Here is a 25,464-nt window from a genome sequence, read left to right as displayed (position 1 = left end):
ACCTCCCATAAAAAGTCAATGAACAAGGTGACTTTCTAAGCTGTTTAATTCATGGCAACGAGGGCTTGTTCAGCAAGACTCATAGGTTTATATCTGCCCATCATCTTTGTTGAATCAAAGTCCTGTTTTCCCGTGAGCAACGCCCACACGATTTCTGCCATCTTCCTTGCAGCTGCAACAATCGATTTGCCGCTGCCTTTGTTCTTTTTCATATAATCCAGTCGCTGCATGATCCTCCATCCCGAAGTATCCTTGCAACGACGAATTCCCAACACCAACTGTACGTACGCCGTTCTCAATTCCTGAGGACCGCGCTTGGTTATTCTGCCATGTCTCACCGTTTCATTTGAATCCTGTACCCATGGCACAAGCCCGCAAAAGGCCGCATATTTCTTCGCACTGGCAAACCTACCTATATCTTCTGTGTACGAGCGGATTATCCATGCCGTGATTTTTCCGCAGCCTCGAATCGTCATAAGACGACTAACCATTTCATCGTCTTTCGTTAATTCGCTTAACTGCTTTTCAATCAGCTTGACCGATTGGCTCATCTGCTCTATAATTTCAATCATCAGTTTTACTGATTGTGCTTCGAGCACGAGGTCGCTACGCGACGACAGGGTGTCCAGAACTTCCTGGCGCCCTTTTTTACTTTGGAGGCTTCGACTTTCATCCTGTAGCCCCATACTCACCAGAAGCGCATGAATTTCATTCTTTTGTCCGACAATCGAATGAACCAGCCGCTCCCTTGATTTCAAAAGCCGTCTCAAGTTTTCCGTTCCCTTACTGCACAGATAGCTTTCCGGAAGCATATCCTTTGATAGAAACTCTGAAATCGTCGAAGCATCATGCTTGTCGGTTTTCTTCGTCGATTCGTTGATTACCTTGAATTTCAACGTATTGATTACCGTCACGTGCGCTCCCACTTTTTCTACCTGAGCCTTGAAGAATCTTGTGTTGCCGGTTGATTCAACTCCGATTTTCACAGTGAAACCGCCTATCTTGTACTCCGTTATTCTCGCAAGAAATGCCGCATACCCAACTTCTGTCGTCGGATACTGTTTGATCTGCTCAAAGCTTTCAACCGTTTCCTCTGTCCGCTCATGCACGGTAAACTGTGTTTTGTGCAAATCAACGCCAATGTAAACTGTCATCTTGACCTCCGTTCTCACTCAGCGGAAAGTCTATTCGGTAATGTGTCCCATTCTCCCATTCAGTCTCTTACGACTATCGTATGGTGCGGCAATAGCTCTTCATTCTCCTAACCGAAGGTCATAGCCTCCACTAAATATGTCGAACTCTTGCCTGGTTCCCGCTGAACTCTTTCTTTGTTCAGCTTATCACATTACCACTTGTTCGTTTTCCTTTTTATCATACCTCCTAACTGCATTTCGAGATACACGGCAGCGGCGATATTCCCGACATTGCCGTATATCACATTTTATATTTTTAAAGTTCACACGAACTTTACATTACTCTTTAATTTTTCAAACGCGAAAAGCGCGCCTCCTCTGACTCCGCTTTCCTGCGTATGCTCAGGGTAAATAAATTCGATATTGTCACGCGGATACGGAGCACGTATGTGCCGGCGCATAAAGGTCATGAGCGTTTCCGTCGGAAACCCCTGCATCGCAAGCACACCGCCTGAAAGGATCACGTAATCGGGATCGATGATATTGATTTCCGTTGCGATGACATAGGCAAGCGTTTTTAGAAAATCCTGTACGAGCGGGTGAGCATTCCGCTTAACAAAAATTTCTTTTATATCGATTTCGGAAAAATTCTCTTTGCACATTTTTTCAAGGTATCGTCCCGATGCGACCGTTTCCGAACAGCCGATATTTCCGCAGCCGCAGACGGCCTGTGAGCCGAGCATCGGAATATGTCCCAATTCTCCCGCGACGCCGTTTTTTCCCGTGTAAAATCCGCCGTTGATATACAGCGCGTTTCCGATGCCGGTTCCGACATAGATACCGATAATATTTTTTTCTTTTGCTTCATCGAGCTTGTATTCCCGGATGTCGTTGTTCAAGAGGTAATTTACGTCCCTGTCGATAAATACGGGAAGCCGTAAACGCTCGTGCAAAATCCCGCCCAAATCGATATTGTTTAAGCCCGGCAAGTTCGGCGTCGAATAGATAAAGCTTTTGTTTTTGCTGACCGAAGACGGTACGCCGATCGCGACGGCGCGGCAGCTTTTTTGCAAATCGTGCTGCCGTATATATGCGGCGATTTTTTGTTCCAAGTCGGAAACGATATCTTCTTTTACGACCGCACCGATGAATTTTTTTTCGAATCCGAAAATCGTTCCCGCTTCATCGACGTACCCGATCCGTACATTCGTTCCGCCTATATCGATGCCGATGACCGTATCCATTTACGCTTTGCACCCCGTCTCTTTATAAAAAGCATCCGTCATGATATCCCACGCTTTTGCCAAATCGGGATCGTTGTTGAAAAGCCCCGATGAGCCGACGATGTACACTTCCGCGCCCGCGTCGTACAGCCGTTTAAAAGTTTTCGAATTGCACGAACCGTCCACTTCTATGAGATATGAATATCCCTTTTCGGCTTTTAAATTTTTAAGTTCCGTTATTTTGGGAAGCACTTCGGGAATAAACGGCTGTCCGGCAAATCCCGGATCGACGCTCATCACCGTGATTTTATCGAGCCGGTGAATGTAGGGCAGCAGTACGGAAACGGGAGTCGCGGGATTGATCGCAACACCCGCCTTGCACTTATGCGAATGAATCATGTCGAGGATTCGAAACGCCTGAGCGTTAATCGTTTCCGCATGCGGCACGATGTAGTCGGCTCCGGCTTTTGCAAGAGCGGCGACGAAGTCTTCGGGGTTCGTCACCATAAGATGACAGTCGATCGGCAATTTGCACGCCGCACGGATCGATTCTACAAAAAACGGAGAGAGCGTAATATTTTTTACGTAGTGTCCGTCCATGATATCGACATGAACCAAATCCGCTTTTTCGTTGATGATTTCAAGCTGCGCTTTCAATTCCATGAGATTCATACACATGAGCGACGGATTGAATAAGACTTTCATATTTCCTCCAGTGTGTTCCGCGTTGATATTCTCCAACCGTATTTGCAGCCTATCGGTTGTTTTTCGCGCCGACAAAATGATCTATCGTCACCGCAATGATGATCAGCATACCCATGACGATTTTTTGATAGCTGCTCGGAATCGTCAGCGCGGTCATTCCGTAATTGATCACGCCGATGATCAAACCGCCGATCACGACGCCGAGCACTTTTCCCTTGCCGCCGAAAAAACTCGTTCCGCCGATAATCGCCGCGGCGATCGCGTAGGTTTCATATCCCGTTCCGGCCGTCGGAGCTGCGGCGCCGAGTCTTCCGAGCAGTACGATGCCCGCGATGCCGGAGCAGGTGCCGGAAATCATAAACACGATGAGACGGTGCAGATCGACGTTGACGCCTGAAAACCATGCGCTCTGTATGTCGCCGCCGAGCGCGTAAATATTTCTGCCGGCTTTCGTCTTTGTCGTAAAAAACCAGCAAAAAAGCGCGACGACGAGTGCAATGACGACCGGCACCGGTACGAAGAGGAGGCTCGCATTCATCAGCGTGCTGAAAGAAGCCGGAAAGCCGAACACGTTTCTCGAATTCGATACGACGAGCATGATGCCGAAAAAGATCGATTGCGTGCCGAGCGTGATGATAAACGGATGCAGCCCCGTTTTATTGACGAGCGTACCGTTGATCCATCCGATTGCAGTCCCTGCAAGGATGCACACGAAGATCGCCGCTCCTACGGGGATCCCTGCGACCATGAGCTTCGCCGCGATCATGCCTGTCAATCCCGCAACCGCGCCGACCGACAGATCGATGCCCGCAATCAAAATCGCAAAAAATTCTCCGAGACTTAATAATATGTTTACCGCGCTTTGCCGCAAAATCTGTACGATACTCGACGGAGTAAATACTGCGCTCGGTTTTATAATCGTCAGGATTATAATCAAAAGCAAAAATATTCCGATCGTGCCGTACCGCTGCCACAGCATTTTAAAATGCTGCAAAGACTTTTCGTTTTTCGTATTGTCTTTCATATTGTATGCTCCCTTATGCACCTTGTATTATTCGCCCGTCGCGACCTTCATGATATTTTCCTGTGTCGCATCTTTGTTTGTAAATTCTTTTCGTATTTTCCCGGCGCGGAACACGCAGATCCGGTCGCACACGGAAAGCAGCTCCGTCAAATCCGAAGAAACCATGATGACGCCTTTGCCTTCTTCGGCAAGCCGGCGCATGAGGATATAGATTTCGCTTTTGCTTCCGACGTCGATACCCTTTGTCGGCTCGTCGAATATGAGCGCTTTCGAATCGGCAGCCATCCATTTTCCCAAAATAACTTTTTGCTGATTGCCGCCCGAAAGCTCGGTGATGTTTTCGTGTATGCTGCTGCATTTTATCGAAAGCTTTTCTTTTTGCACGGCCGCATCGTCGAGTTCGCGTTTCAAATCAATTAAGCCCCAGAGCCCGCGCAGTTCCGACGTCTTTATAAACGGCACGATGGAAATATTTTGTTTTATGTCGAAGTTGTGCATAAAACCCGTTTCCCGTCTGTTTTCCGTAACCATTGCAAGCCCGTTTTTTATCGAGTCGTAAGGAGTTCGGATCGAAACCGCTTTTCCGTTGATAAGAATTTCCCCCGATTCGCGCTTATCCGCTCCGAAAATCGCATTCATCAATTCGCTTCTGCCCGAACCGATGAGACCGAAAAAACCGAGTATTTCTTTTTTGTGAATTTGAAACGACACGTCGTCCGCTTTTTTGTCTTTCCGCGAAATGTGACGCGCTTCAAAGACGACCGGCTCTTTCGATAAATCCGCACCGCTTTTATCCAAGTATGTGCCGTATATTTCCCTGCCGACCATCATTTTAATAAGATCGTCGACGGTAACGTCTTCGACGCTGCGCGTACCGACCGATTTTCCGTCTTTTAAAACCGTAACACGGTCGCCGATCTGTTTGATTTCTTCCATCTTGTGAGAGATGTAGACGATGCCTTTGCCTTGTTTTTTCAAATTGCGGACGATATCGAAAAGTTTTGCCGTTTCGGATAATGTCAGCGATGTCGTCGGCTCGTCCATGATGATGACGCGGGAATCGGCGACGATCGCTTTTGCGATTTCGCACTGCTGTTTTTCCGAAATGCTTAAATTTTCAACATATTCTTTCGGGCTTCGGTTTAACCCGACCGTCGAAAGCGCTTTTGAAGCTTTTTTGAGCATGAGTTCGTAATCGACGACCGGTACGCCGAATTTTTTTATCGTAGGAAGTTTTCCGACGAACATATTTTCCATAATGGAAAGCTCGCCTATAAGACTCAGTTCCTGATAGATGATGCTGATTCCCAAATCCTGCGACTCTTTCGGCGTCAGCTTTTCATAGGATTTTCCATCGATATCGATTTTGCCGCTCGTCGGCTGAAATACGCCGCTCAATATTTTCATGAGCGTCGATTTACCCGCGCCGTTTTCTCCGAGCAGAACGTGTACTTCACCGGCACGGATGTCAAAAGTTATATCGCTCAGCGCTTTGACACCCGGAAAAATTTTTGTAACGTGCTCGATTTGAACTAGCGTTTCCATGTTGTCCGTCCTGTATAATTTCTCATACGTCCTCCTAGTGTGCGGCGGCAAAATGCGCTATGTCGTCTTCCGTCTTTCCAGCGTGACGGGAATCAATATATGCGTATTTTTAATAAATTTACGGTGCAGCTTATCTATGATAAGCGCGCCGGCTGTGTATGCGATCGCGTGCGAATCCTGCGTTATCGTCGTTATCGGAGGGTTGCAGAATTTGCTGAGGGAAACGTTATCGAAGCCGACGATCTTTACGTCCGCGGGAACACGATAGCCGGTTTCCTGCAATGCGTTGACGCAGCCGAGCGCTATCATATCGGTCGAACAAAAGATACCGTCGAAGTCGAGCGCTTTTGCCGTAAGCCGCCTTTTCAGCGACCTGCGCGCCGCCTCGTATTCGGGAGACGTATACAGTTCCATTTTTTTTGCGTACGGAACGCCGTATTCGCCGAGCGCTTTCAAATAGCCCTCCCTCCGTTCAACGACGGTCGAAACGTCTCTCCTGTCGCGTGCAAAAAGAATTTTTTTGCAGCCTTTATCCAAAAGCTCTTTCGTCGCAAGGTAGCCGCCGCTTACGTTATCCGATTGCACTAAGACTGCCGCATTTTTCGGACAGCGGTCTATGTATACGATGAACGGACACGAGGATGCATTTATTTTCGGAATACGGTCTTGCCCCGAAATATAGATGATCGCGTCGACGTTCCTCGAAATCAAATTTCGCAATTGCGTTTGTTCTTTTTTTTCGTCTTCGTTCGTATCGCAGATGAGCAGCGTATATTTTTGCGTAACGAAAAAATCATCCAATTCGCGGATGAGGCGTGCAAAATATTCGTTCGTTATGTCCGGCACGATGACGCCGATGCACATACTTTTGTGCGTGCGAAGCGAAACGGCGTTGAGGTTAGGGGAATAACCGGATTCCCGTATGGCTTTTAAAACTTTTTGTTTTGTCTTTTCGCTGTATCCTTCGGCGCGATTGATGACGCGGGATACGGTAGCGATCGAAACATTCGTCCGCTTTGCGATTTCAACGATGGAGTTTTTTTCTTTCGCCATTTTTGTTCCGTCCAAGCCGTTTTTTTACAAATAGGTGCAAGAGAATAATTGCATTTAACCCGTTTTACAGTGATATTACGTAAACGTTTACGTAATGTTCAACACCGCATACTTTGTTTTGCCGATTGGTGCAACAGATTAAGTATACACCGTTTCCGGTATCTGTCAACAAAAATTTTCATTATAAAAATTTTCATCATTTTTGTGTTTCGAAAGAACTCGGTTTGCAGGCAAACGTGCGACTGAAAGCGCGCGCCGTTCTGACCATCGTTCAAGTTTCGATTTTCGAAAGCTTTTCAAATATACGGCAGCACGCAGCCTGCGGCAAGCAGCGCCTGCGCCGCGATATACGTAATCATAATGATAAAGCGCGAGTGAGGAATATCTTTTTTGAATACGGTATACGATAGAATGCCGTCCGATATGAAAAATAAAATCGATCCCGCCAAATAAAAAAGCGCTGCTTTTCCGTTTATGCCCTTGACGACGGCGTTGATCGCGGTAAAGTTCAGAGCGCACAATATGCCGCCGTAGGCTATGACGCCCCCTCCCATGACACCTTTCGGTTTTCCGAGCAGCACGTATGTCGAAGCGAGTACGATACCGTAGCATATAAAACATATAAGCGCGAGGGGAAAAAACATCCGCCCGCCGGAAGCGTATGCCGATGTTCCGTTCGGAGAAACGACATATTGTACGATCCAAAATATATGACCTGCGAAAAACGAAAGTGCGCCGGCCATAAAACGTTTTTCGCTTACGGAAAGAAGCAATATGTCGCCGATGCAGCCGAAACCGAGAGCGCAAAGCGTACACGCGAACGCCGTTCGCGATTCGGGCAGGCGAGGGGCGAGAGCGAGTGCCGAGGTGAGCGCAAGCAGCGGCATTAAAAACACCTTTGTCGCATCGGCGGCTTTATTCCGTTTGAGTGCGCAAAATGCAAGATGTACGATACTTGCCGCGATAAATAAAGTTAAACTGCAATATAGCATAAATTCAGTATAGCACGACTTTTCGAAAACGCAATATGTAAAAACGATCGAAACGAAACGATTTTCAATCATCCGGAAAAGCGATAGCCTGCTTGAAAAAAAGGCCGCATTATTCTACAATCGAAATAATCGTTTTTTTAAATCAATAGGTATTGCGAGCGCAATACCGCGTTGGAGGAAATATGACAATAGCTGAAATGCTTCAGCAGAGCGGCATACTCACGCTGCTCGGAATGGGCGTTGTATTCTCTTTTCTTATTATCATGATTTTGTGCATGTACCTGCTTCACGTTGTGCTCCGTGCGCTCAAACTCGATAAAGAAGAAAAAAAAGAAACTGCGCAAGCTCCCGTACCCGCACCGGCAAAGCATGACGACGCGATTATCGCCGCGATCGCCGCCGCCGTTCACAAATAAATCATCAAGGAAAACACTATGGCAAAGAAAGTCCACATTACGGAACTCGTTTTACGCGATGCGCATCAATCGCTGCTCGCAACTCGTATGACAACTGCGGATATGCTTCCCGCATGTCCGATGATCGATAAAATCGGCTATTATTCCGCCGAAGCATGGGGAGGCGCGACCTACGATTCGTGTATCCGCTTTTTAAATGAAGATCCGTGGGAACGCCTGCGCAAACTTCACGCGGCGATGCCCCATACGAAGATTATGATGCTGTTGCGCGGTCAAAACCTTTTGGGATACCGTCACTATGCCGACGACGTCGTCGATAAGTTCGTCGAAGCCGCCGCAAAAAACGGTATCGGCATTTTCCGCATTTTCGATGCGTGCAACGATCCGCGTAACCTCGAACGTTCGGCGAAAGCCGCAAAAAAAACCGGCAAACACGTGCAGATGGCGATCTCCTATGCGACGACGCCCTATCACACAAAAGAAGTGTACGCCGATTTGGCCAAGCGCTATGCCGAATTCGGCGCGGATTCGATCTGTATCAAAGATATGTCCGGTTTGTTAAAACCCTTTGAAGCCTACGACCTCGTTAAAGCGATCAAAGCGAAAGTCGATATGCCGATCGAAATTCACTCGCACTCGACGACGGGCTTGAGCGTCGCGACGCTTTTGAAAGCGTCGGAAGCGGGAGCCGATGTCCTCGATACGGCCATTTCTTCCATGGCGATGGGAACGTCCCACAGCCCGACGGAAACCGTCGTCGAAATGCTCAAAGGTTCCGAATACGATACGGGACTCGACACGAAAGCGCTCCTCGAAATCGCGGCGTACTTTCGCGACGTGCGCGAACACTACGCGTCCCTCGAATCGAAATTCCACGGAGCCGATACGCGCATCCTCGTTTCGCAAGTCCCTGGCGGTATGCTTTCGAACCTCGAAAAGCAGCTGAAAGAGCAGGGCGCGGCGGATAAAATCGACGAGGTATTGAAAGAGATTCCGCTCGTGCAAAAAGACGTGGGCTACGTGCCGCTCGTAACTCCGACAAGCCAAATCGTCGGTACGCAGGCGGTGTTCAACGTGCTTTTCGGACGCTATGCGCGTCTTACGCAGGAATTCCGCGATCTCCTTACCGGACGATACGGAGCGACTCCTGCGGCGGTCAATGCCGATCTGCAAAAAGAAGCGCTCAAGCAAAACAATATGGACTCAGTCGTTACGTGCCGCCCCGCCGATCTCATCGCAAACGAATGGGATAAATGCGTCGAAGATGCAAAAAAAGCGGGCGGAGACGGAAGCGACGAAGACGTTTTGACGTACGCGATGTTCCCGAAAGTTGCCGAAAAGTTTTTCAAAGAGCGCTCAAAGGGTCCGGTCGATGCGCAAAAAACTTTCGGCGCAAAACCCGCTTCCGAAAGCGCTCCTGCAAGCGCGCCGAAATCGGGATCGTACACGGTAAACGTAAACGGTACTCCCTACTCGGTTACGACGAGCGCGGGAAGCGATACCATCATAGTAAACGGTACGTCGTATAATGTTTCCTTCGGCGATGCCGCCCCCTCATCTGCGCCCGTATCCGCACCCGTCGTTACGGGCGGCGCGGATATCAAAGCGCCTGTTGCGGGAACGCTTTTGCGCTATGTGGCGCAAAACGGCGCCGAAGTAAAAAAAGGCGACACCGTTTTGATGATCGAATCGATGAAGATGGAACTCGAAGTAAAAGCTCCCTCCGACGGAAAGGTAAACTTTATCGCACAGCCGGGCGCTCAGATTGCGGCGGGACAAGTTATCGCGACTCTCGGCGGCACCGTCGCGGCGGCACCGGCTCCGAAGCCCGCAGCAGCTCCTGCCCCGAAAGCCGCTCCCGTTTCTCACGCTTCTTCGACGGGCGGAAAACCCGTAAATGCTCCGGTTGCCGGAACGCTTTTGCGCTATGAAGTCGCTGAAGGCGATCAGGTAAAAGCCGATACGACGGTTATCATGATCGAGTCGATGAAGATGGAATTGGAAATCAAAGCAGGTGCGGCCGGCGCCGTTCACTTCCTCGTTCAGCCGGGTACTCAGATTACGGCGGGTCAGGCGCTCGCTGAAATCAAATAAGGGAAGGCAGTATGAATACGACAAAACAAAGTACTCGACGTATCTTTATTACGATGTTTTTGATACTCGGCGTCGCATCGGTGTTTTCCCTCGTGCGCCCTGCGGCGTTCGCGCAAGACACGTACGAAGAGCGCGCATCGTTCCGCACGATGAATACCGCGAAGATCAAAAATTCGGAGGGAATCAAAAATATCGATGTCGGAACCTTTATCGAAAACATTTGGGAAAACACCGGCATCTACCAGATGATTCACACGAAAACCGTCGCGGAAAGGGCGGCGGAAAAAGCGGCAGCGGCCGCATCCGCTGCACAGCAGGCGAACGATCCCTTTGCGGGAGTTACGGTGCCCGCGTGGTACAGCCTCATCATGATCGCGATCGGATTTTTAATAATCTATCTCGGAGCCGCGTGGGGCTTCGAACCGCTCCTTTTGATCCCGATCGGCTTCGGCACCGTCTTCGCAAATATACTCGGCGCGGGCATGATAGAAGCGCCTCACGGTATGCTGCACATTATCTATACGGCGGGCGTCGGAAACGAATTTTTCCCGATGCTCATCTTTATGGGAATCGGCGCCATGACGGACTTCGGCCCGCTCATCGCAAATCCGAAAACCGCGCTTCTCGGAGGAGCCGCTCAGCTCGGCGTCTTTGCGACGATGTTCGGCGTCGCCCTTTTCAATTTAATTCCCGACGTCGATTACAATATGCTGCAAGCTTGTGCGATTTCGATCATCGGAGGCGCGGACGGTCCGACGACGATCTACGTGGCGGGAAAACTCGCTCCCGAAATGATGGCCGTCGTCGCAGTTGCCGCGTATTCGTACATGGCGCTCGTACCGCTTATCCAGCCGCCCATCATGAAATTGCTGACGACGCATCACGAACGACGCATTGCGATGCCGCAGCTTCGTCCCGTTTCGCGCACGGAAAAGATCCTCTTTCCGCTCATGCTGCTTATCCTGACGATTTTGCTTTTACCGCCTGCCGCTCCTCTTATCGGTATGCTCGCATTCGGCAATTTTGTTAAAGAAGTCGGCATCGTCGAGCGTCTTTCCAAAACGATTCAAAACGAATTGATGAACATCGTTTCCATTTTGCTGTCGCTCGGCGTCGGCGCTCAGATGACGCCCGAAAAGATCATCAATCCGAGTTCGTTCGGTATCATCGCGCTGGGCCTCATCGCATTTATCATCGCGACGATAGGCGGCCTTTTGATGGCGAAACTGATGAACGTCTTTTTACCGAAAGATAAAAAGATCAACCCGCTTATCGGATCCGCAGGCGTTTCCGCAGTTCCCATGGCCGCCCGCGTTTCAAATAAAGTCGGTATGGAATACGATCCGTCGAACTTCCTGCTCATGAATGCGATGGGACCGAACGTTTCAGGCGTTATCGGAACCGCAATCGCGGCCGGCGTCTTTATCGCAACGTACGGTTAAGATCGTGTGCGCCGCACCTGTATAAATTAATAATCAATAACATCGGCTTAAGATGCGGCCGATCGAAGGGGCTGTCGAAAAAGCTGACCGCTTTTGAGACGGCTCTTTTGCTTTTTAAAATCGTTTTGCCCTAAATTCCTCGATACTAAATTCCTGCATTCCTGCAAGTTGACGCGTTCTTTTCAATGTGCGACAATAAGCTATGAAGCGTATAGCGATATTTGCCGCCACTTTGCTTTGCGTCTGTGCTTCGTGCACGCGCGTTCCCGAAATGACCGAAAAAGAAATCGATTCGGCGATTGAAGCGATGAACGGCGAAATGCTTTCGCACACTCGATCGAAGCCGTGGACGGGCGGCCCCTATGTTCCGGGAAGGGCGGGCGGTACGTGGTACGATTCGGTTATGACCGATCCGAAAACGTTCAATCACTATATCGCCGAACGCGACGCCTCTTCGAGTTCCCTTATCGCGCAGACGACCGATTTTCTTTTCGATTACGATCCGACGCTTCGAAAGTGGTCGCCGCGCGCCGCCTCTTACGCGATCGACATCGACAGGCAAAAAGGAACGCTCACGCTGCACTGTACGCTCCGTGACGATATGTACTGGACGTATTACGATTCGCCTGAAAGGATTCCCGTTACGAGCGACGATGTCGTTTTTTGGTATGATGAAATTGCGGGTGACAAAGCCTTTCAAAGCTCCGGTTATCCGCAGCAGTTTATGACGATGGACGACGGTTCCGTCCGCCATATCGATATCGTAAAAATCGATGAAAAGCGTTTCGATTTTCTGTTTCCGCGCATCGTCGCCGAACCCCTCCTTGCAGTCAATATGAATATCTGTCCGTCTTTTATCTATCGTCCGGCAAAAGAGGCGGGCGGCGTCGACGCTGTAAAAAATCTTTTCAGCATCGCGTCTTCCCTGCGATCTCTTCCCTCGGCGGGCAAGTGGTATATCGCAGAATATGCGCCTTCTCAGCGCATCGTACTCAAGCGCAATCCTCACTATTGGAATAAAGACGCAAACGGAATCTCGGAACCTTATCCCGAAGAAAAAGTTTTGCAGATCGTCGGAGATGAAAACACGGATTACCTTTTGTTCCGTCAGGGAAAACTCGAAACGTATCAGCTCCGTCCCGAAGACGTAAACGAAGCGGTCGCCGATCAAAAAGATTTTACGGTGTACAACGCCGAAGGCTCGCTCGGATCTTCTCTGTGGTCGTTCAATCAAAATCCCGTAAACGAAGAAAAACCTTTTTATTCGTGGTTTACGAAAAAGGAATTCCGTCAGGCGATGAGCTGCCTTTTAAATCGAGAGCGCATCATCGTGCAGACGTATCGGGGACTTGCCGAGCCGATGTACTATTTTTTCTCTCGTGCAAATCCGTACTACAATCCCGATATAACGCTCCGTTGGCGCTACGACGTCGACGAGGCAAAAAAAATATTAAAAAAATGCGGCATGGAAGAGAAGGGCGGCGTTCTCTATGATTCGAAAGGTGCTCTTGTCGAATTCGATTTGGCGATTCCGTCGACGAGTACGCTTGCAAACGATATCGCGCAGATCATCGCCGACGAATGTGCAAAGGCGGGCATAAAGGTAAACGTCCGCCAAGTCGATTTTCAAAAGCTCGTCGAATCTTTGACGGCAACTTACGATTGGCAGTCGGTGATCATCGCGCTCGGCACTCCGCTCTTTCCGTCGCAGGGGAGCAACGTGTGGCCCTCGTCCGGAAACCTGCACTTGTGGCACCCGCTGCAGGCATCTCCCGCAACCGAATGGGAAGCGCGTATCGACCGGCTCTACAGTAAGGGAAACTATACGATAGATCGGGAGGCTGCCTTTGCGATTTGGAACGAATACCAGCGGATTTTACTCGACGAGTGTCCCGTCATCTATCTCGTCCGTCCCCGCAGCTTTTTTGCGATTCGAAACCGATGGGATCAGTCGAACGTGTATTACGACAATCTGAACGGTGCGATGCTCGATTACGTTTTTTTAAAACAATAGGACACTGTGATGCGTAGTACGGATAAAATCAATAGTAACAATATAATCGCTGCCGCCTTCGGCTCGCTTTCGTTTCCGTGGCGGAGGTTTCGAAAAAGTTTTCCGCTCGCGTCGTATATAAGCGCCCGTTTTATCACGATGCTTGCTCTTCTTTTTTTACTCGGCCTTTCGATGTTCGCTCTTATGGCGCTCGCTCCCGGCGATATCGTCGACCGGATGATGACGCAGCAGATCATGTCGAGTGCGCAAAGCGCTCCTTCAGCTTCCGGCGCAAAAGCCGACAACGCGTTTTCTTCCGAACAGATGGCATCCCTCCGCGCGGAGTACGGACTCGACCGTCCCTTTTTCGTGCAGTATTGGAAGTGGCTCGGCCGCGTCGTCGTCCATCGCGATTTGGGCGTGTCTCTCGTTTCTCGTGCACCGGTTTCTTTTTTGATAAAATCGCGCCTGGTCAATTCCGTCGTGCTGAATCTCATTTCGCTCGTGTGCATTACCTTTACGTCTTTTTTGCTCGGCGTCTACCTTGCAAGCAAAGCGGGCACGAAACTCGACACGGCGGTAACTTTCGTCGCACTTTTTTTTCACGCGTTTCCGGGCATACTGCTTTTGATTTTGCTGCAGCTCTTCGCATCGGCTACCGGTCTTTTTCCGGTGACCGCTTATCCCGATTTTCCGTTTTCGCTTTCTCCCGGACGATTTGTGCTTTCTTATATACATCACACATTTCTTCCGCTCTTCGCTTCGTTTTTGGGCGGCACCGTCGCCACGCTCCGCATGATACGCGCGACGATGCTCGATCAAATGGGAATGCCCTATATTACCGCATTGAGATCCCGCGGTACGAGCGAAAAGCGGGTGTACTTCAATCACGCGTTCCGCAATACGCTCAATCCGTATATCACGGGAAGCGCGAATTTGCTTGCGGGTCTTTTTTCCGGTTCTCTCGTGCTTGAAATCATCTTCTCTTATCCGGGCATCGGGCGTCTTATGTATGAAGCGGTTTTGCAGGAAGATATCAATCTCGTGCTTGCGAACAGTATGTTTATTTCGTTCCTCGTTCTCGTCGGTATGATCGCTTCCGATATCGCGCTCGCCTTTGTCGATCCGCGCATCCGCTACGGAAGTCAGTGAGGCGCGCATGAAAAAATTTATTAATTTTTTAAAGACGAAACGCATCGCATTCGCTTCGCTTATCGTCATTGCAATTTTATATATCGTAATGCTCTTTGCGGAATTCGTTGCGCCCTATCCCGCATCGATGAGCTTCGGCCGCGATACCTTTCATCCTGCGAATCTCCGCATAACGAAACGGGGAATCGCAGCTCAGGAATGCCGCGTCCTCGATCCCGTTTCGTGGAAATACGCGCGCGTCAAAGGAAAGTACCGAAGGGTAACGTTTTTTGTAAAAGGCGAACCCTACAAATTGCTCGGGCTTATCCCGTGCAGCCGACACCTTTTCGGCACGATCCCCGACGAAAAGGGTGAACTCTATCCCGTCTTTATCCTCGGCGCCGACAACCTCGGCCGCGATCTTTTTTCGCGCATCGTCTACGGAAGCCGCATTTCCCTTACGATAGGTTTTGCCGCATCCGCCGTTTCGCTCCTGCTCGCCGTCCTTTTGGGCGGGCTTGCGGGCTTTTACGGAGGAGCTGCGGACTGGAGTCTCATGCGCCTTGCGGAATTTTTTATGCTCATTCCGAGCCTGTATCTCATTTTATTTTTGCGCTCGCTTTTGCACACGCAGACGGACAGCGGTACTTCTTACGCGCTCATCACGCTGATCCTCGCTTTCGTCGGCTGGCCGTCGAGCGCCCGAACGATACGCGGCATGGTGCATGCGATAAAGCGTGAAGACTTTATTCTCGACGCGCGTCTTGAGGGAATCCCGCCGGCAGTTATCATCTTCGGCCACATCATACCGCAGACGGCGAGCCTTCTTATCGTAAGCGTTGCGCTCAGCGTACCGGGCTTTATCATGAGCGAAACGACGCTTTCGTATCTCGGATTGGGTATCAGCGATCCTGCCGTCAGTTGGGGCTCTCTCATCAACCGCAATATTTCAACGCTTTCGAATCTGCAAAATTATCCGTGGCTGCTCGCTCCGGTGCTTTTGCTTTTGACCGTAACGCTCGCGTTCAATTTTTTAGGCGACGCGCTCCGCGATTACTTCGATCCGTATCACGCGGTTTTCGCCGGAAAAAAGTTTCGGCGAAAAAAAGCGCAGGCTTTCGGCGAGATCGGACATACCGCTCCCTCCGCTTTCGACATAGGCGCGGCGGACGATGCGGAAAGTGCGCCGGATGTGCACAGCGCACACGAAGGGGAGGATGGCGGTGCGCCGGATGTGCACAGCGCGTATCCGGCGGCACGCAATTTTCTTTCGGTCGAAAATCTTTCGGTTACCTTTACCGTTTTCCGTGAAGGAAAACGCATCGATGTCTATGCCGTGCGCGGCGTTTCGTTTTCGATGCAGAGGGGCGAAGTGCTCGGCATCGTCGGGGAATCGGGAAGCGGCAAATCGGTGACGGTAAGTGCGATCCCGGATCTCCTTCCGCAAAACACATTTCGATCGGGACGCGTGTATTTCGAAGGGACGGAATTATCTGCGCTCGGTGAAAAAGAGATGCGGGCATTCCGCGGCAAAAAGATCGGCATGATCTTTCAAGAGCCCGCGCTTTCCTTTGATCCGCTGCAAACCGTCGGAAGCGTGTTTTTCGAAGCGCTCCGCACGATTGACAAAAGCTGTACAAAGGATGCTGCGTACGAAAAAGCCGAAGCGCTGTTGAAAGAAGTAGGGCTTCCCGATCCGCGAAAAAGACTTGCAAGTTATCCGCATCAATTTTCGGGCGGCCAGCTGCAAAGGATCGGCATAGCGCTCGCTCTCGCACAGGGCTGCGAACTGCTCATTGCGGACGAGCCGACGACAGCCCTCGACGTGACGATTCAAGCGCAAATCGTTTCACTGCTTGTGCGCCTGCAAAAAGAAAAGGGACTTTCGGTCATCTTTATCAGCCACAATATCGATGTCGTTTCGCGCATCGCAGACCGCATCATCGTCATGTACGGCGGAAAAGTGATGGAAGAGGGTAGCGCCGAATCGATCGTGCGATCCCCCCGCCATCCGTATACGAAAGCGCTCCTCGCATCTTCCGCAAACTTCGGCATGCATTATACGAAAGAGCGCATGAAATCGATTCCGGGAAAAGTATGCGATCCGTCGTGCCCAGAGCGGGGCTGCCCCTTTGCTCCGAGATGCGCCTTTGTGCGCTCATCCTGCGCCACCGACGGAAGGTCGTGCCCTGAGATGAAAATCGACGGAGGAGCAAAAAAATGAGCGGCGCGATAATCGAAGTACGGCATCTTTCTAAAACGTTCAGCTTCGAAGCGGGATTTTTTGCGCGCGGAGAGCGGACGGTGTACGCGGTAAACGACGTATCCTTTTCGATACAACGAGGATCGACATACGGATTGGTCGGAGAATCGGGCTGCGGCAAAACGACGACGGCACGTCTTTTGGTCGGCATGTACTCACCGACATCGGGGGAAATACGCTATGCGCCGGAAGCGGGAGAAGCGCGGAACATCGCATCGTACACGAAAAGCGAAATGCGCGCTTACCGCGAAAAAGTAAAATATATTTTTCAGGATCCCGCACGTTCGCTCAATCCGCGCATGAACGTTTTTGAAATTATAACTTCTCCGCTTCGCTATTCGTCCGAATGGCGCGGAAAAGACGACGCAAAAGAAAGGGCGGTAAAAATTATTAAAGAAGTCGGCATGAGCGAAGCAGACCTTTTCCGCCGTCCGTCGGAATTTTCAGGCGGACAGCGGCAGCGCATTTCGATTGCGCGCGCACTTATCATGGAGCCCGAAGCGCTCATCTGCGACGAAGTGATTTCGGCGCTCGACGTTTCGATTCAGGGACAGATCATCAATCTGCTCGACGATCTTCGAAAAACGCGGAGTTTAAGTTTTTTATTCATCACGCACGATTTGAAAGCCGCTTCTTATTTTTGCGATGTGATCGGCGTCATGTACCGCGGCATCCTCGTCGAAGAAGCCCCTGCCGCCGATCTGTACGAAACGAAATTGCATCCGTATACGAAGCTTTTGTTCGACGGCGCGCTCGGAAAAGAAGCGGCATCGAACGCGGAAGTAAAGACGACGCTCGAAGCCGAAAAGGGCTGCCCCTTTGCGTACCGCTGTCCTCATGCGGAAAAGGCGTGCTGCCAAGCGCTTCCCGAATTGACGAAAACGGAAAGCGGTCACCGCGTGCGCTGCCTCCTCGTACAATAGAGGACGTTGCGCAATTTTACGCGCGCTGTACTAGGCAGGCGTCGTGCGATTTTGTGCGCCGGTATGTATGCGATGGGCTAAGCCGTCCGCCGATTTCCTATTTCATTTATTCGCTTTTTAATTTTTCGAGCATGCGGCGGAACGCGCTTCCGTCTTTGTGCAGTTCGCGCGATCCCCGCGTGATTTTGCACAGCGACATACCGAATCTTCTTGCGATTTCCCGCTGCGTCGTGCCCTTGTCGATTTCTTTGACGAGGAGCCACCTGTTTGCAAAATCCTTCCGTTCCGCAGGCGTAAAAAGACAGCCGAAAAAATCGCGGATAAAGCGCTCGTCGTCCGTTTCGGCGATGAGGCGGCAGAGCTCCAGAAAACTTTCTTCGAGCGCTTTTTGTGCCGCGCCTTTTTTTGTTTTTTTCACTGCCTGTGTGCTCATAACTCGTTTCCGCTCTGCATTGGAATCATACTATGGGGAACTTCTAAAAACTGCGGTTTTTAGAGATAACTTTGAAATGTATAGTATCACGAAAGCTTGTAAAAGTCCAATATCTTGTGTAGTATGTACCCATGACCGATGCTTTGACTTCTCTCGAGCGGCAGTACGACGAATGTTTTGAAGGCGAACTGCGTATGCTCGCCCGCCGTCGTGAACAGGATAAAGATTTGACGATCGAAACGCTCGAGATGACGCTCAAGGTGCTGTATGAAATCGACGGAAACAATTGGGAAGGGCGCAGCGCCGTCGTTCAGCGCGCCCTCGACGCGCAGATCGACGCATACGAAAAATTTATCAACGATTGGAAAAAAGAAAAAGATAGCGGGCAGGCTCATTCGGGGTAATGTGAATACAGCTTGTATTTGATTATATTTTCTTAAAGAAACATAATTCGAGTTTATTTTTGTGTTAAAATCATCTAATAAAATATATGTGCCCTTTATAATTATTTCTTAATTAGTATTATCCAATATTCTTTTTTGAAATCCTAAACCTCCCCCAAAAGCGATAATAGCGATTCCTAAATATATAATTAAATTATAAGTATATAATTAATGGATGATTTTCTATTTAATCTAACAACATTACCTTTATTAAACATTTTTTCCTCTTTTCTTATTATGTCATGTGTTAATGACGCATCCGCCTAACTGCCGCTTAACCTGCAACACGGCTTGACTGTGTTGTCAGCATTGAAGCGGGTGTCAGGTTTTATTCATAATGAGTCCACATTCTTAGAATACGAACGGTATTTTCTTTTTCGAAAACTTCATATACCAAACGGTGCCGTATATTAATTCTTCTTGAATATTTTCCTGTCAAATCACCGACTAACTTTTCGTAAGGCGGAGGATTTTCAAAAGGATTGTTCTTTATAATTTCAATTAAATGTTTTACCGTTTGTTTCAGATTTGCCTGTTTAATTTTTTTACTGTCTTTCGCCGCCTGTTTTGAATAAACTACAGTCCACATTACCAGTCAAGTTCCTTAATGCTCTCTTCCAATGGTTCGTTACTTGCTTCAATGATTGATTCTCTCATTCCCGGAATAGAGCACAAGTACAAGGTTTCTTGAATAGCATTCCAGTCGTCCTCTGAAATTAAAACCGCATTATTTCTTTTACCGGAAATTATAATCGGTTCATGACAATCTTTTGTTCTGTCAATTAAATTATAAAGGTTTGTTCTGGCTGCCGTCGCTGTTATTACTGCCATTTACATACCTCCCTCATAGTATAAACGTACGAATAATCGTACGTTATGTCAAGAAGCTGTCTCAAAAGTCGATTCCCTTTTCGGCAGCCCCTTATGCGTATGCTTCTATTTCCGCGACCGCTCTTTTGATTGCATAAATATATTATACTGATGCATATTTATACAATCAAAAAATTCGACAGAAATAGCGACGATCCCGTTAAAACAGGTCGATTTTCAGCGTTTTTTTACAAATTTACAAAAAAAATTATTAATTTTTGATGTTCGTAAAATTGCATAAATATGCATCCTACACTCGGCTTATAGGGTAAACGGTTTTTATCCTTAATACCTTGTATTTATCAAATTTGAAAACTGCGTTATGTGTTTTTACAATCAAATCTAATTTATGTCATCAGATACATAAATTGCTTTTCCTGAAACATTTTTTGCAGTAACGGGAATATACACACCGTAGCTTATAATACCACCGCTGTTTGAAGTACCGATATTTTCCAAAATTATCCCATTCGCCCCTATCTTTGCAGCTTGTTTCTTTAATTCCGCTATTGCATAATTTAAATCACCTTGTTCGGTCCATCCTAAATCGCTGGAAGCCGTCACAATTCCAATGACTTCATATTTTGGCGGTGCTTCCGTATAAATTACGACATTTTCAGGATTCGTTGCTGTTCTTTTGGTTCCGGTAATTAATGCGCTTCCGGTTGCACAAGAAAATAAAACCGTAACTGAAAAAATACAAAAAAATAAAACAATAAACATTTTTTTCATTTTTCTTTCCTATCGCTTTACGTTTTCCGCAGCTTTCAGTACGGCCGCCGCATCGTTTCGCTTCCAGCGGAGAGCCGTCATATACGGTGTTTCGCCTGAAATATTTTTTGCGTTTGCGTCGAGTCCGTATGCGAGGAGTTTTCGTATGGTGTCCGCCGATGCCGTGCGTGCCGCGTAGTGCAGGAGCGTATTGCCGTGTATGTCCGATTTAGTTCCGGCATATTTTGCTATATCGGCAAGTATGCGCTCTTCGCTTGCAAGCGCGATCGTCGCCGCGTTCCGCCCTTTTTTGTCGATCGATGAAAAAGGATTCGCGCCGTTTTGCAGTAAAATGCGCGCATAGTTTTCATCGTTGTTTTCGACCGCATAACCGAGCGGTGTCATGCCTTCGGCATTGCGCGTGTCGAGGGGATAGCCGAGAGAGGCGAGCAGGGAAAGAATTCGAAGCGGTCCCTTTGCCTGAACGATTATGTGAAAAGGCGTATTGCCGTCGCTGTCGGTTATCGTCTTGTCGTTTCCGAGTACGGTTTTTACGATGCCGTCGCTTTTGTCAAACGCAAGTGAAAAGGGCGTGGTTCCGTTTTTGTCGCGGGAGAGCGCTTTACCTCCTGCATCGCGCACTAAAGCGATGATGCGCGCGTCTCCTGTCAGCACCGCTTCGTGATACGCGTTCCGTCCGTTGATTTCCTGAATCTGGGGATTGGCTTTATTTGAAAGCAGCATCGCGATGACGTCGGCATTTCGGCTTCGAATCGCATCCATGAGAATCGTTCGTCCCGTGTTGTCGCTTGCGTTTATATCGGCTCCGGAATCGATTAATACTTTCGCCGTCGAAAGTTTTCCTGCAAGCACGGCTTCCGAAAGCGCGGATTTACCTGCGACGTTTTGTGCATTTACGTCGATGCCGAGGCGCACGAGCTCCCGCACGGACGCATCGGCATCCCAACGGACGGCGGTATGAAGCGGACTGCTTCCCAGATTATCCCTTGCTTTTATCGATGAACCGCCCTTTACAATGAGGGCTATCATAGCCGGATCGTTCGTCTTTACCGCGCTGAAAAGCGGTGTTTCTCCGTTCGCGTTTTTTGCTTCGGGGTTTGCACCCTTTTCGATGAGCGAAAGCGCGGCTTTTTTTAAATCCCATTCGACCGCATAATGCAGCGCCGTGTTGCCGCTTCCGTCGGTCGCACTGATTGTGCGCGATGTGATGAGCCAGCCTTGCGTATCGCCTCCTTTTTTCAGTGCAAGGTGGAGCGGCGAATCGTTGGCGTTGTTTGTCGAAAATATATCGGCATTTTTTGCAAGCAAAAGTTCGCCGATTTTTTTATTGTTCCTTTCGACTGCGAGATAGAGCGCGTTGTTGCCGTCGCTGTTTCGCGCGTTTATATCGTCGGTGAGACTTATGAGGTATCGGATCTGTTCGATCGATGCGTTGACGATAACCGCCGTGTGAAGCGGCGTGTTGCCGTTCGAATCGTGTGAAAGCGCATTCGTCCGGTTGACAAGCATTTCAAGCATGGCTTGTCCGTCTTTGAGCGCGAGTGAAAGGGGAGTGTTCCCCGCTTTATCGGCGGAATTGATATCGGCTCCGCGTTCGGCATAGAATTTGACGTGGCTTAAATTGCGTTTTTGCACCGCTATCAAAAGAGGTGAAACGCCGTCTTTATTGCGAGCGTTTACATCGGCTCCTCCCGCGACAAGCAGTTCGAGAATAGAGGGAGCAAGGGATGTCATCGTTGCCGTGTGCAGCACGGTATCGCCGTATGCGTCTTTTTTTGCGACATCGGCTGCGTGTTCGATGAGGAGGCTATACATCGCTTCGCGCTTATCTTCGGGTATGACGAGCATGACGGGCGTTTTTCCGAGATTGTCTTCGGCGTTTACATCGGCACCGCTTTCAAGCAGCGCTTTTGCGATATCGATATCGCCGTAGCGGACGGCTTCGTGAAGCGGAGTCGCTCCGGTTATGTCCTGAGCCGATGTGTGCGCACCGTTTGCAAGGAGATAGCGCGCGATGCTTTTGTGATGTTGTATCGCCGCTATGTGGAGCGGCGTCTGTCCGTCGCCGAATCGGTAATTGAAGTTCCGCTCAGAAACCGCCGTTTGAAAATACGAAAATTGACTATCGTTCGTTTCGGCTCCCGCCGTTATTAAATCGGCTGCGATTGCGACGGATTTTTCGTCGCCGGAATCTTCGAGCGCGATGTCGAGCGGCGTTTTTCCCGCATTGTTTTGTATGGAAACGGGAATGCCTTTTTTGATGCATTCGCGTACGGCGCCCTCGTTTTGCATACGGACGCAGTAATGGACGATCGTGTTGCCGTCCGAATCGCGTTCTCTTCCGGTATTTTGCGTGATAAGAGCCGCAACGTACGCATCGCTTTTTTCCAATCCCGCTTCGAGCGCCGTTTTTCCGTCAGCATTGCGTACGAAAACGCCGCTGCCGTTTTCCGCAAAAACGCGGACTGCACCGAAGTTGTCGTTTTTGATTGCAGCGTGCAGAGGTGTATCTCCGTCGGAATTGACTCTCGTGTCGTCGGCGCCTTTTATCAATAAAAAGTGCGCCACATCCGCATCGTCGACGAGCGCGGCTGCATGGAGCGGCGTATTTCCCGATGCGTCGGTTTCGTTTATATCGTATTTCGATTGGAAAAGGCTTTTCGCTTCGTTTCCTTTGCCGCTTAAAATCAATGTGATGACGGATCTTTCTTTCGGAGTCGATGCGCATCCGAATATAAAACAACAGAAGATAAACGCCGAAACGTATGTGATTGTCTTTTTAATCATTGTGTTTTCTCCCGAATTTGATTATCGGGAAAAAACGAGGGACGATTGAGCGAAATCGCCTCAGCGCTTTGCGCAGTCGCGGCAGATACCCCACATATTGGTCTGCATCTTTGTCATGACAAAACCTTCGGGAAGGGCGTTCGTGCTTTTGAGCGTGTAGTCGGCGATATTCGTATCGTCGAATACGTCGAACACTTTACCGCATTTTTCGCATTTAAAATGGATGTGCGGTCGTATGTCCGCATCGTAGCGCAGTTTATCGTCTTCGATTTTGAGAGAGTGTACGAGATTTTTTTCTTCGAATAATTTCAACGTATTGTATATGGTCGTCTTCGACAGCGTCGGATATTCGGGCGACAGGGAAGCGTAGAGCGTTTCCACTGTCGGATGTACGGGATGCTCGCACAGATAGGAGTAGACCGCAACGCGCTGTACCGAGGGTCTGACGCCGGCTTCGCTGAGTGTCGTATGGTAATTTTTCATAATTGCACCTCTTCCTGTTTTATATCCGGTTGATTTCTATATCTATTTAATTACTATAGCCGTTTTTAAAAAGAATGTACAGTCCCCGATTGTAAATATGGATTATCTGTAAATCGGTAACGAATATAATTTACGGCTGCTATGCGCGTTTTATAATCGATCGGCGAAGAAAAAATCGGTGCAATAAAAACGGATTCGAATTGAAGCGGAAGGCGGGTGTGCCGCGCGGTAACGGCGGCGTTTATTTCAGCTTTTCGGCGGCGTTTTCGGCACGGTAGCGGTTTGCATAGATCGTGACGGCGGAGTCGGGAAGCCAGCCGTCTTTAAATTTGTACCATGTGCCGCTTTCTTTTACGGCGGCTTTTCCCGTCACTTGTAAAATATCGCCTTTTCGGCAATAGCCCTCGGCGGCATCATCCCACGACGGGGAGTGCCGGTATGCGGCGTAGGGATCGAGCACGACAGCCCAACTGATGTCCGGTGCGAGAGCGAGAGGATCGGATACATCGAGCCGAATCGATTCCGAGGATTTTTTCGTACATGAAACAAAAGAAACGAAAGCTGCAAAAAGCAGCGCCGCACTTACAACGCGCATCGATATACCTAGAGCAAAAGCACGTCGGGAAAACTGAAGTGGAGAACGGCGGCCGCGATACACGCATAGCCGACGTACTTCCGCTTTTCGAGAAAACAAAAATCGATCCAATGAGGAAGGGCGAGTTCGGATGCGGAATTCGTTTTGTAGAATTCGACGAGGAGGCAAAAGCCTCCGAACAATCCTGCCGCCGCCGGAAGCAAATCTCCGACGACCGGCACGTCGGTGCGCACGACTGAAAGCAGTTTCATAATGCCGACGAAGACGGTCAAAATGCCGAGTACGAGACGGAAGTTTTTATCGTCGAAAAACGCATTTTCGCCGAGAATGCCCCGTGCTTTACTTTCGGGACTTTCGCCCGAGATGAGATTTTTACCGTAGACGAGGATGATTCCCGTAACGAGATTTAATAAAATCGATAAAAAATAAAACTGCAGCATAGCATATCCTTCCTTAAAGTGCGGCATTGCAGAAAATGTCAGTTTTCGAAAATGCCGCATCAGTGCGCGATCGCGCACAGGTATATGGGCGAGTTTTCCGCAAGAAAACTCGAAGTTAAAAGCGCCGCGCCATTTCAGCGGCGCTTTTAAACCTTCGGCGTTTTACTCGCGCACGACGCGCGCGACGAGCGTTTTCGTTTCTCCTCGAAACCGTATTTCCGCCCGTACCGCTACTATATCATAATCGGGAAACTTTGTCCGCACCGACAGTTCTTCTCCCGTATAATTTTGCACATCTTCGGACTCGCCGACAATCGCCTTTTGCACGTCGATCGACGAAAAGCGCACCGTAACCGTGCCGTGCTTTATCGCGTCAGCTTTATCGTTTCCGTTTCGGACGGTGAGGCTTGCGTAGATTTCATCCGCATACGAAAAAGCCGCAAGCGTCGCTTCTGCTCCTCCTACGGTTTTGCGGTAAGGCTTTTCGCTTACAAGCGAATAGACGTAAATAAACGCGCAAAAAATCGCGACGGCGAAAAGACCGAAGCGGTTCGCTTTCGTCGCAACGAGCGATTTTAAAATCCCTTTCGGGCTTTGAATTCCTTCTCCGCTGTAATAATCCCGCACGATTTTCGGCGCTCTCTTTATGCGCTCTTCGTGATTGAAGTAATAATGCAGCGCTTCTTTTCCGTCTTCGTGTCCTTCGTCCATATTGCTGAAATCCATCGTCCGATCCTTTTTTCG

General features: G+C 49.3%; 24 protein-coding genes. 8 read left to right on the top strand and 16 right to left on the bottom strand.

What is annotated here, in order from left to right; genetic code table 11:
• Nucleotides 1–44: 44 nt before the first annotated feature.
• The 7 genes from HRI97_RS07115 to HRI97_RS07085 form a co-directional block, all read right to left on the bottom strand.
• Nucleotides 45–1,154, bottom strand: coding sequence for an IS110 family RNA-guided transposase (locus HRI97_RS07115; protein ID WP_253724793.1), 1,110 nt, complete (start codon nucleotides 1,152–1,154; stop codon nucleotides 45–47).
• Between the two features lie 302 nt (nucleotides 1,155–1,456).
• Nucleotides 1,457–2,377 (bottom strand): allose kinase, encoded by a 921-nt coding sequence (gene alsK / locus HRI97_RS07110; RefSeq protein ID WP_253724792.1) that lies wholly within the window; start codon nucleotides 2,375–2,377, stop codon nucleotides 1,457–1,459.
• Nucleotides 2,378–3,061: a D-allulose 6-phosphate 3-epimerase gene (gene alsE / locus HRI97_RS07105; protein WP_253724791.1), complete on the bottom strand. Its 684-nt coding sequence runs from the start codon at nucleotides 3,059–3,061 to the stop codon at nucleotides 2,378–2,380.
• A 49-nt stretch (nucleotides 3,062–3,110) separates the two neighbouring features.
• Entirely contained in the window at nucleotides 3,111–4,085 is a 975-nt protein-coding gene (gene alsC, locus HRI97_RS07100) for a D-allose ABC transporter permease (protein ID WP_021331582.1), read from the bottom strand.
• 27 nt (nucleotides 4,086–4,112) lie between these two features.
• Nucleotides 4,113–5,630, bottom strand: a complete 1,518-nt coding sequence (locus HRI97_RS07095; RefSeq protein ID WP_253724790.1) for a sugar ABC transporter ATP-binding protein — start codon at nucleotides 5,628–5,630, stop codon at nucleotides 4,113–4,115.
• Nucleotides 5,631–5,687: 57 nt separating this feature from the next.
• Nucleotides 5,688–6,698 (bottom strand): LacI family DNA-binding transcriptional regulator, encoded by a 1,011-nt coding sequence (locus HRI97_RS07090; protein ID WP_253724789.1) that lies wholly within the window; start codon nucleotides 6,696–6,698, stop codon nucleotides 5,688–5,690.
• A gap of 281 nt (nucleotides 6,699–6,979) precedes the next feature.
• Entirely contained in the window at nucleotides 6,980–7,675 is a 696-nt protein-coding gene (locus tag HRI97_RS07085) for a lysoplasmalogenase family protein (RefSeq protein ID WP_253724788.1), read from the bottom strand.
• Between the two features lie 182 nt (nucleotides 7,676–7,857).
• Between HRI97_RS07085 and HRI97_RS07080 the strand changes: the two genes are divergently transcribed.
• The 7 genes from HRI97_RS07080 to HRI97_RS07050 all read left to right on the top strand — a co-directional run bounded on the left by HRI97_RS07080 (nucleotide 7,858) and on the right by HRI97_RS07050 (nucleotide 17,937).
• The gene (locus HRI97_RS07080; RefSeq protein WP_253724787.1) at nucleotides 7,858–8,091 is read left to right on the top strand and encodes an OadG family protein; all 234 of its coding nucleotides are present in this window, start codon (nucleotides 7,858–7,860) and stop codon (nucleotides 8,089–8,091) included.
• An 18-nt stretch (nucleotides 8,092–8,109) separates the two neighbouring features.
• Nucleotides 8,110–10,185, top strand: a complete 2,076-nt coding sequence (gene oadA / locus HRI97_RS07075; protein WP_253724786.1) for a sodium-extruding oxaloacetate decarboxylase subunit alpha — start codon at nucleotides 8,110–8,112, stop codon at nucleotides 10,183–10,185.
• Nucleotides 10,186–10,196: 11 nt separating this feature from the next.
• A complete protein-coding gene (locus HRI97_RS07070; RefSeq protein WP_253724785.1) occupies nucleotides 10,197–11,627 on the top strand; it encodes a sodium ion-translocating decarboxylase subunit beta in 1,431 nt (476 codons plus the stop codon).
• A 202-nt stretch (nucleotides 11,628–11,829) separates the two neighbouring features.
• Complete coding sequence (locus tag HRI97_RS07065) at nucleotides 11,830–13,641, top strand: ABC transporter substrate-binding protein (RefSeq protein WP_253724784.1); 1,812 nt, start codon at nucleotides 11,830–11,832, stop codon at nucleotides 13,639–13,641.
• A 9-nt stretch (nucleotides 13,642–13,650) separates the two neighbouring features.
• Nucleotides 13,651–14,772, top strand: coding sequence for an ABC transporter permease (locus tag HRI97_RS07060; protein WP_253724783.1), 1,122 nt, complete (start codon nucleotides 13,651–13,653; stop codon nucleotides 14,770–14,772).
• Between the two features lie 7 nt (nucleotides 14,773–14,779).
• Nucleotides 14,780–16,975 (top strand): dipeptide/oligopeptide/nickel ABC transporter permease/ATP-binding protein, encoded by a 2,196-nt coding sequence (locus tag HRI97_RS07055; protein WP_253724782.1) that lies wholly within the window; start codon nucleotides 14,780–14,782, stop codon nucleotides 16,973–16,975.
• Nucleotides 16,972–17,937 carry an oligopeptide/dipeptide ABC transporter ATP-binding protein gene (locus HRI97_RS07050; RefSeq protein ID WP_253724781.1) on the top strand — a complete coding sequence of 322 codons (966 nt, stop codon included), beginning with the start codon at nucleotides 16,972–16,974 and terminating at the stop codon, nucleotides 17,935–17,937. The genes HRI97_RS07055 and HRI97_RS07050 overlap by 4 nt, the downstream gene beginning before the upstream one ends.
• A 106-nt stretch (nucleotides 17,938–18,043) precedes the next feature.
• Here HRI97_RS07050 and HRI97_RS07045 read toward each other — a convergent pair whose 3' ends face one another.
• Nucleotides 18,044–18,370 carry a Trp family transcriptional regulator gene (locus HRI97_RS07045; protein ID WP_253724780.1) on the bottom strand — a complete coding sequence of 109 codons (327 nt, stop codon included), beginning with the start codon at nucleotides 18,368–18,370 and terminating at the stop codon, nucleotides 18,044–18,046.
• A gap of 131 nt (nucleotides 18,371–18,501) precedes the next feature.
• On the opposite strand from HRI97_RS07045, the gene HRI97_RS07040 reads away from it, so the two are divergent.
• On the top strand, nucleotides 18,502–18,774 hold the full coding sequence (locus HRI97_RS07040) for a hypothetical protein (RefSeq protein WP_253724778.1): 273 nt from the start codon (nucleotides 18,502–18,504) through the stop codon (nucleotides 18,772–18,774).
• Between the two features lie 367 nt (nucleotides 18,775–19,141).
• Here the strand turns inward: HRI97_RS07040 and HRI97_RS07035 are convergent, their stop codons facing one another.
• From HRI97_RS07035 to HRI97_RS07000, 8 genes are all read right to left on the bottom strand, one after another.
• Nucleotides 19,142–19,402 (bottom strand): Txe/YoeB family addiction module toxin, encoded by a 261-nt coding sequence (locus tag HRI97_RS07035; RefSeq protein ID WP_253724777.1) that lies wholly within the window; start codon nucleotides 19,400–19,402, stop codon nucleotides 19,142–19,144.
• Nucleotides 19,402–19,644 (bottom strand): type II toxin-antitoxin system Phd/YefM family antitoxin, encoded by a 243-nt coding sequence (locus HRI97_RS07030; protein ID WP_253724775.1) that lies wholly within the window; start codon nucleotides 19,642–19,644, stop codon nucleotides 19,402–19,404. The genes HRI97_RS07035 and HRI97_RS07030 overlap by 1 nt, the downstream gene beginning before the upstream one ends.
• 381 nt (nucleotides 19,645–20,025) lie before the next feature.
• A complete protein-coding gene (locus tag HRI97_RS07025; protein ID WP_253724774.1) occupies nucleotides 20,026–20,415 on the bottom strand; it encodes a hypothetical protein in 390 nt (129 codons plus the stop codon).
• A 9-nt stretch (nucleotides 20,416–20,424) separates the two neighbouring features.
• A complete protein-coding gene (locus HRI97_RS07020) occupies nucleotides 20,425–23,202 on the bottom strand; it encodes an ankyrin repeat domain-containing protein (protein ID WP_253724772.1) in 2,778 nt (925 codons plus the stop codon).
• A 60-nt stretch (nucleotides 23,203–23,262) separates the two neighbouring features.
• Nucleotides 23,263–23,685, bottom strand: a complete 423-nt coding sequence (locus HRI97_RS07015) for a Fur family transcriptional regulator (RefSeq protein ID WP_253724770.1) — start codon at nucleotides 23,683–23,685, stop codon at nucleotides 23,263–23,265.
• A gap of 241 nt (nucleotides 23,686–23,926) precedes the next feature.
• The gene (locus HRI97_RS07010; protein ID WP_253724767.1) at nucleotides 23,927–24,280 is read right to left on the bottom strand and encodes a hypothetical protein; all 354 of its coding nucleotides are present in this window, start codon (nucleotides 24,278–24,280) and stop codon (nucleotides 23,927–23,929) included.
• Nucleotides 24,281–24,288: 8 nt separating this feature from the next.
• Complete coding sequence (locus HRI97_RS07005; RefSeq protein ID WP_180486057.1) at nucleotides 24,289–24,720, bottom strand: hypothetical protein; 432 nt, start codon at nucleotides 24,718–24,720, stop codon at nucleotides 24,289–24,291.
• A 162-nt stretch (nucleotides 24,721–24,882) separates the two neighbouring features.
• Complete coding sequence (locus tag HRI97_RS07000) at nucleotides 24,883–25,446, bottom strand: hypothetical protein (RefSeq protein WP_253724766.1); 564 nt, start codon at nucleotides 25,444–25,446, stop codon at nucleotides 24,883–24,885.
• Between the last annotated feature and the right edge of the window lie 18 nt (nucleotides 25,447–25,464).

It is taken from the genome of Treponema socranskii subsp. buccale (assembly GCF_024181585.1).
Taxonomy (GTDB): Bacteria; Spirochaetota; Spirochaetia; order Treponematales; family Treponemataceae; genus Treponema_D; species Treponema_D buccale.
This window is presented reverse-complemented; position numbering and strand designations above follow the sequence as displayed.

Coding starts and splice junctions, on each gene's coding strand:
- HRI97_RS07115 (WP_253724793.1), bottom strand. CDS start 1,154: ATGACAGTTTACATTGGCGTTGATTTGCACAAAACACAGTTTACCGTG.
- alsK (WP_253724792.1), bottom strand. CDS start 2,377: ATGGATACGGTCATCGGCATCGATATAGGCGGAACGAATGTACGGATC.
- alsE (WP_253724791.1), bottom strand. CDS start 3,061: ATGAAAGTCTTATTCAATCCGTCGCTCATGTGTATGAATCTCATGGAA.
- alsC (WP_021331582.1), bottom strand. CDS start 4,085: ATGAAAGACAATACGAAAAACGAAAAGTCTTTGCAGCATTTTAAAATG.
- HRI97_RS07095 (WP_253724790.1), bottom strand. CDS start 5,630: ATGGAAACGCTAGTTCAAATCGAGCACGTTACAAAAATTTTTCCGGGT.
- HRI97_RS07085 (WP_253724788.1), bottom strand. CDS start 7,675: ATGCTATATTGCAGTTTAACTTTATTTATCGCGGCAAGTATCGTACAT.
- HRI97_RS07080 (WP_253724787.1), top strand. CDS start 7,858: ATGACAATAGCTGAAATGCTTCAGCAGAGCGGCATACTCACGCTGCTC.
- oadA (WP_253724786.1), top strand. CDS start 8,110: ATGGCAAAGAAAGTCCACATTACGGAACTCGTTTTACGCGATGCGCAT.
- HRI97_RS07070 (WP_253724785.1), top strand. CDS start 10,197: ATGAATACGACAAAACAAAGTACTCGACGTATCTTTATTACGATGTTT.
- HRI97_RS07065 (WP_253724784.1), top strand. CDS start 11,830: ATGAAGCGTATAGCGATATTTGCCGCCACTTTGCTTTGCGTCTGTGCT.
- HRI97_RS07060 (WP_253724783.1), top strand. CDS start 13,651: ATGCGTAGTACGGATAAAATCAATAGTAACAATATAATCGCTGCCGCC.
- HRI97_RS07055 (WP_253724782.1), top strand. CDS start 14,780: ATGAAAAAATTTATTAATTTTTTAAAGACGAAACGCATCGCATTCGCT.
- HRI97_RS07050 (WP_253724781.1), top strand. CDS start 16,972: ATGAGCGGCGCGATAATCGAAGTACGGCATCTTTCTAAAACGTTCAGC.
- HRI97_RS07045 (WP_253724780.1), bottom strand. CDS start 18,370: ATGAGCACACAGGCAGTGAAAAAAACAAAAAAAGGCGCGGCACAAAAA.
- HRI97_RS07040 (WP_253724778.1), top strand. CDS start 18,502: ATGACCGATGCTTTGACTTCTCTCGAGCGGCAGTACGACGAATGTTTT.
- HRI97_RS07035 (WP_253724777.1), bottom strand. CDS start 19,402: ATGTGGACTGTAGTTTATTCAAAACAGGCGGCGAAAGACAGTAAAAAA.
- HRI97_RS07030 (WP_253724775.1), bottom strand. CDS start 19,644: ATGGCAGTAATAACAGCGACGGCAGCCAGAACAAACCTTTATAATTTA.
- HRI97_RS07025 (WP_253724774.1), bottom strand. CDS start 20,415: ATGAAAAAAATGTTTATTGTTTTATTTTTTTGTATTTTTTCAGTTACG.
- HRI97_RS07020 (WP_253724772.1), bottom strand. CDS start 23,202: ATGATTAAAAAGACAATCACATACGTTTCGGCGTTTATCTTCTGTTGT.
- HRI97_RS07015 (WP_253724770.1), bottom strand. CDS start 23,685: ATGAAAAATTACCATACGACACTCAGCGAAGCCGGCGTCAGACCCTCG.
- HRI97_RS07010 (WP_253724767.1), bottom strand. CDS start 24,280: ATGCGCGTTGTAAGTGCGGCGCTGCTTTTTGCAGCTTTCGTTTCTTTT.
- HRI97_RS07005 (WP_180486057.1), bottom strand. CDS start 24,720: ATGCTGCAGTTTTATTTTTTATCGATTTTATTAAATCTCGTTACGGGA.
- HRI97_RS07000 (WP_253724766.1), bottom strand. CDS start 25,446: ATGGATTTCAGCAATATGGACGAAGGACACGAAGACGGAAAAGAAGCG.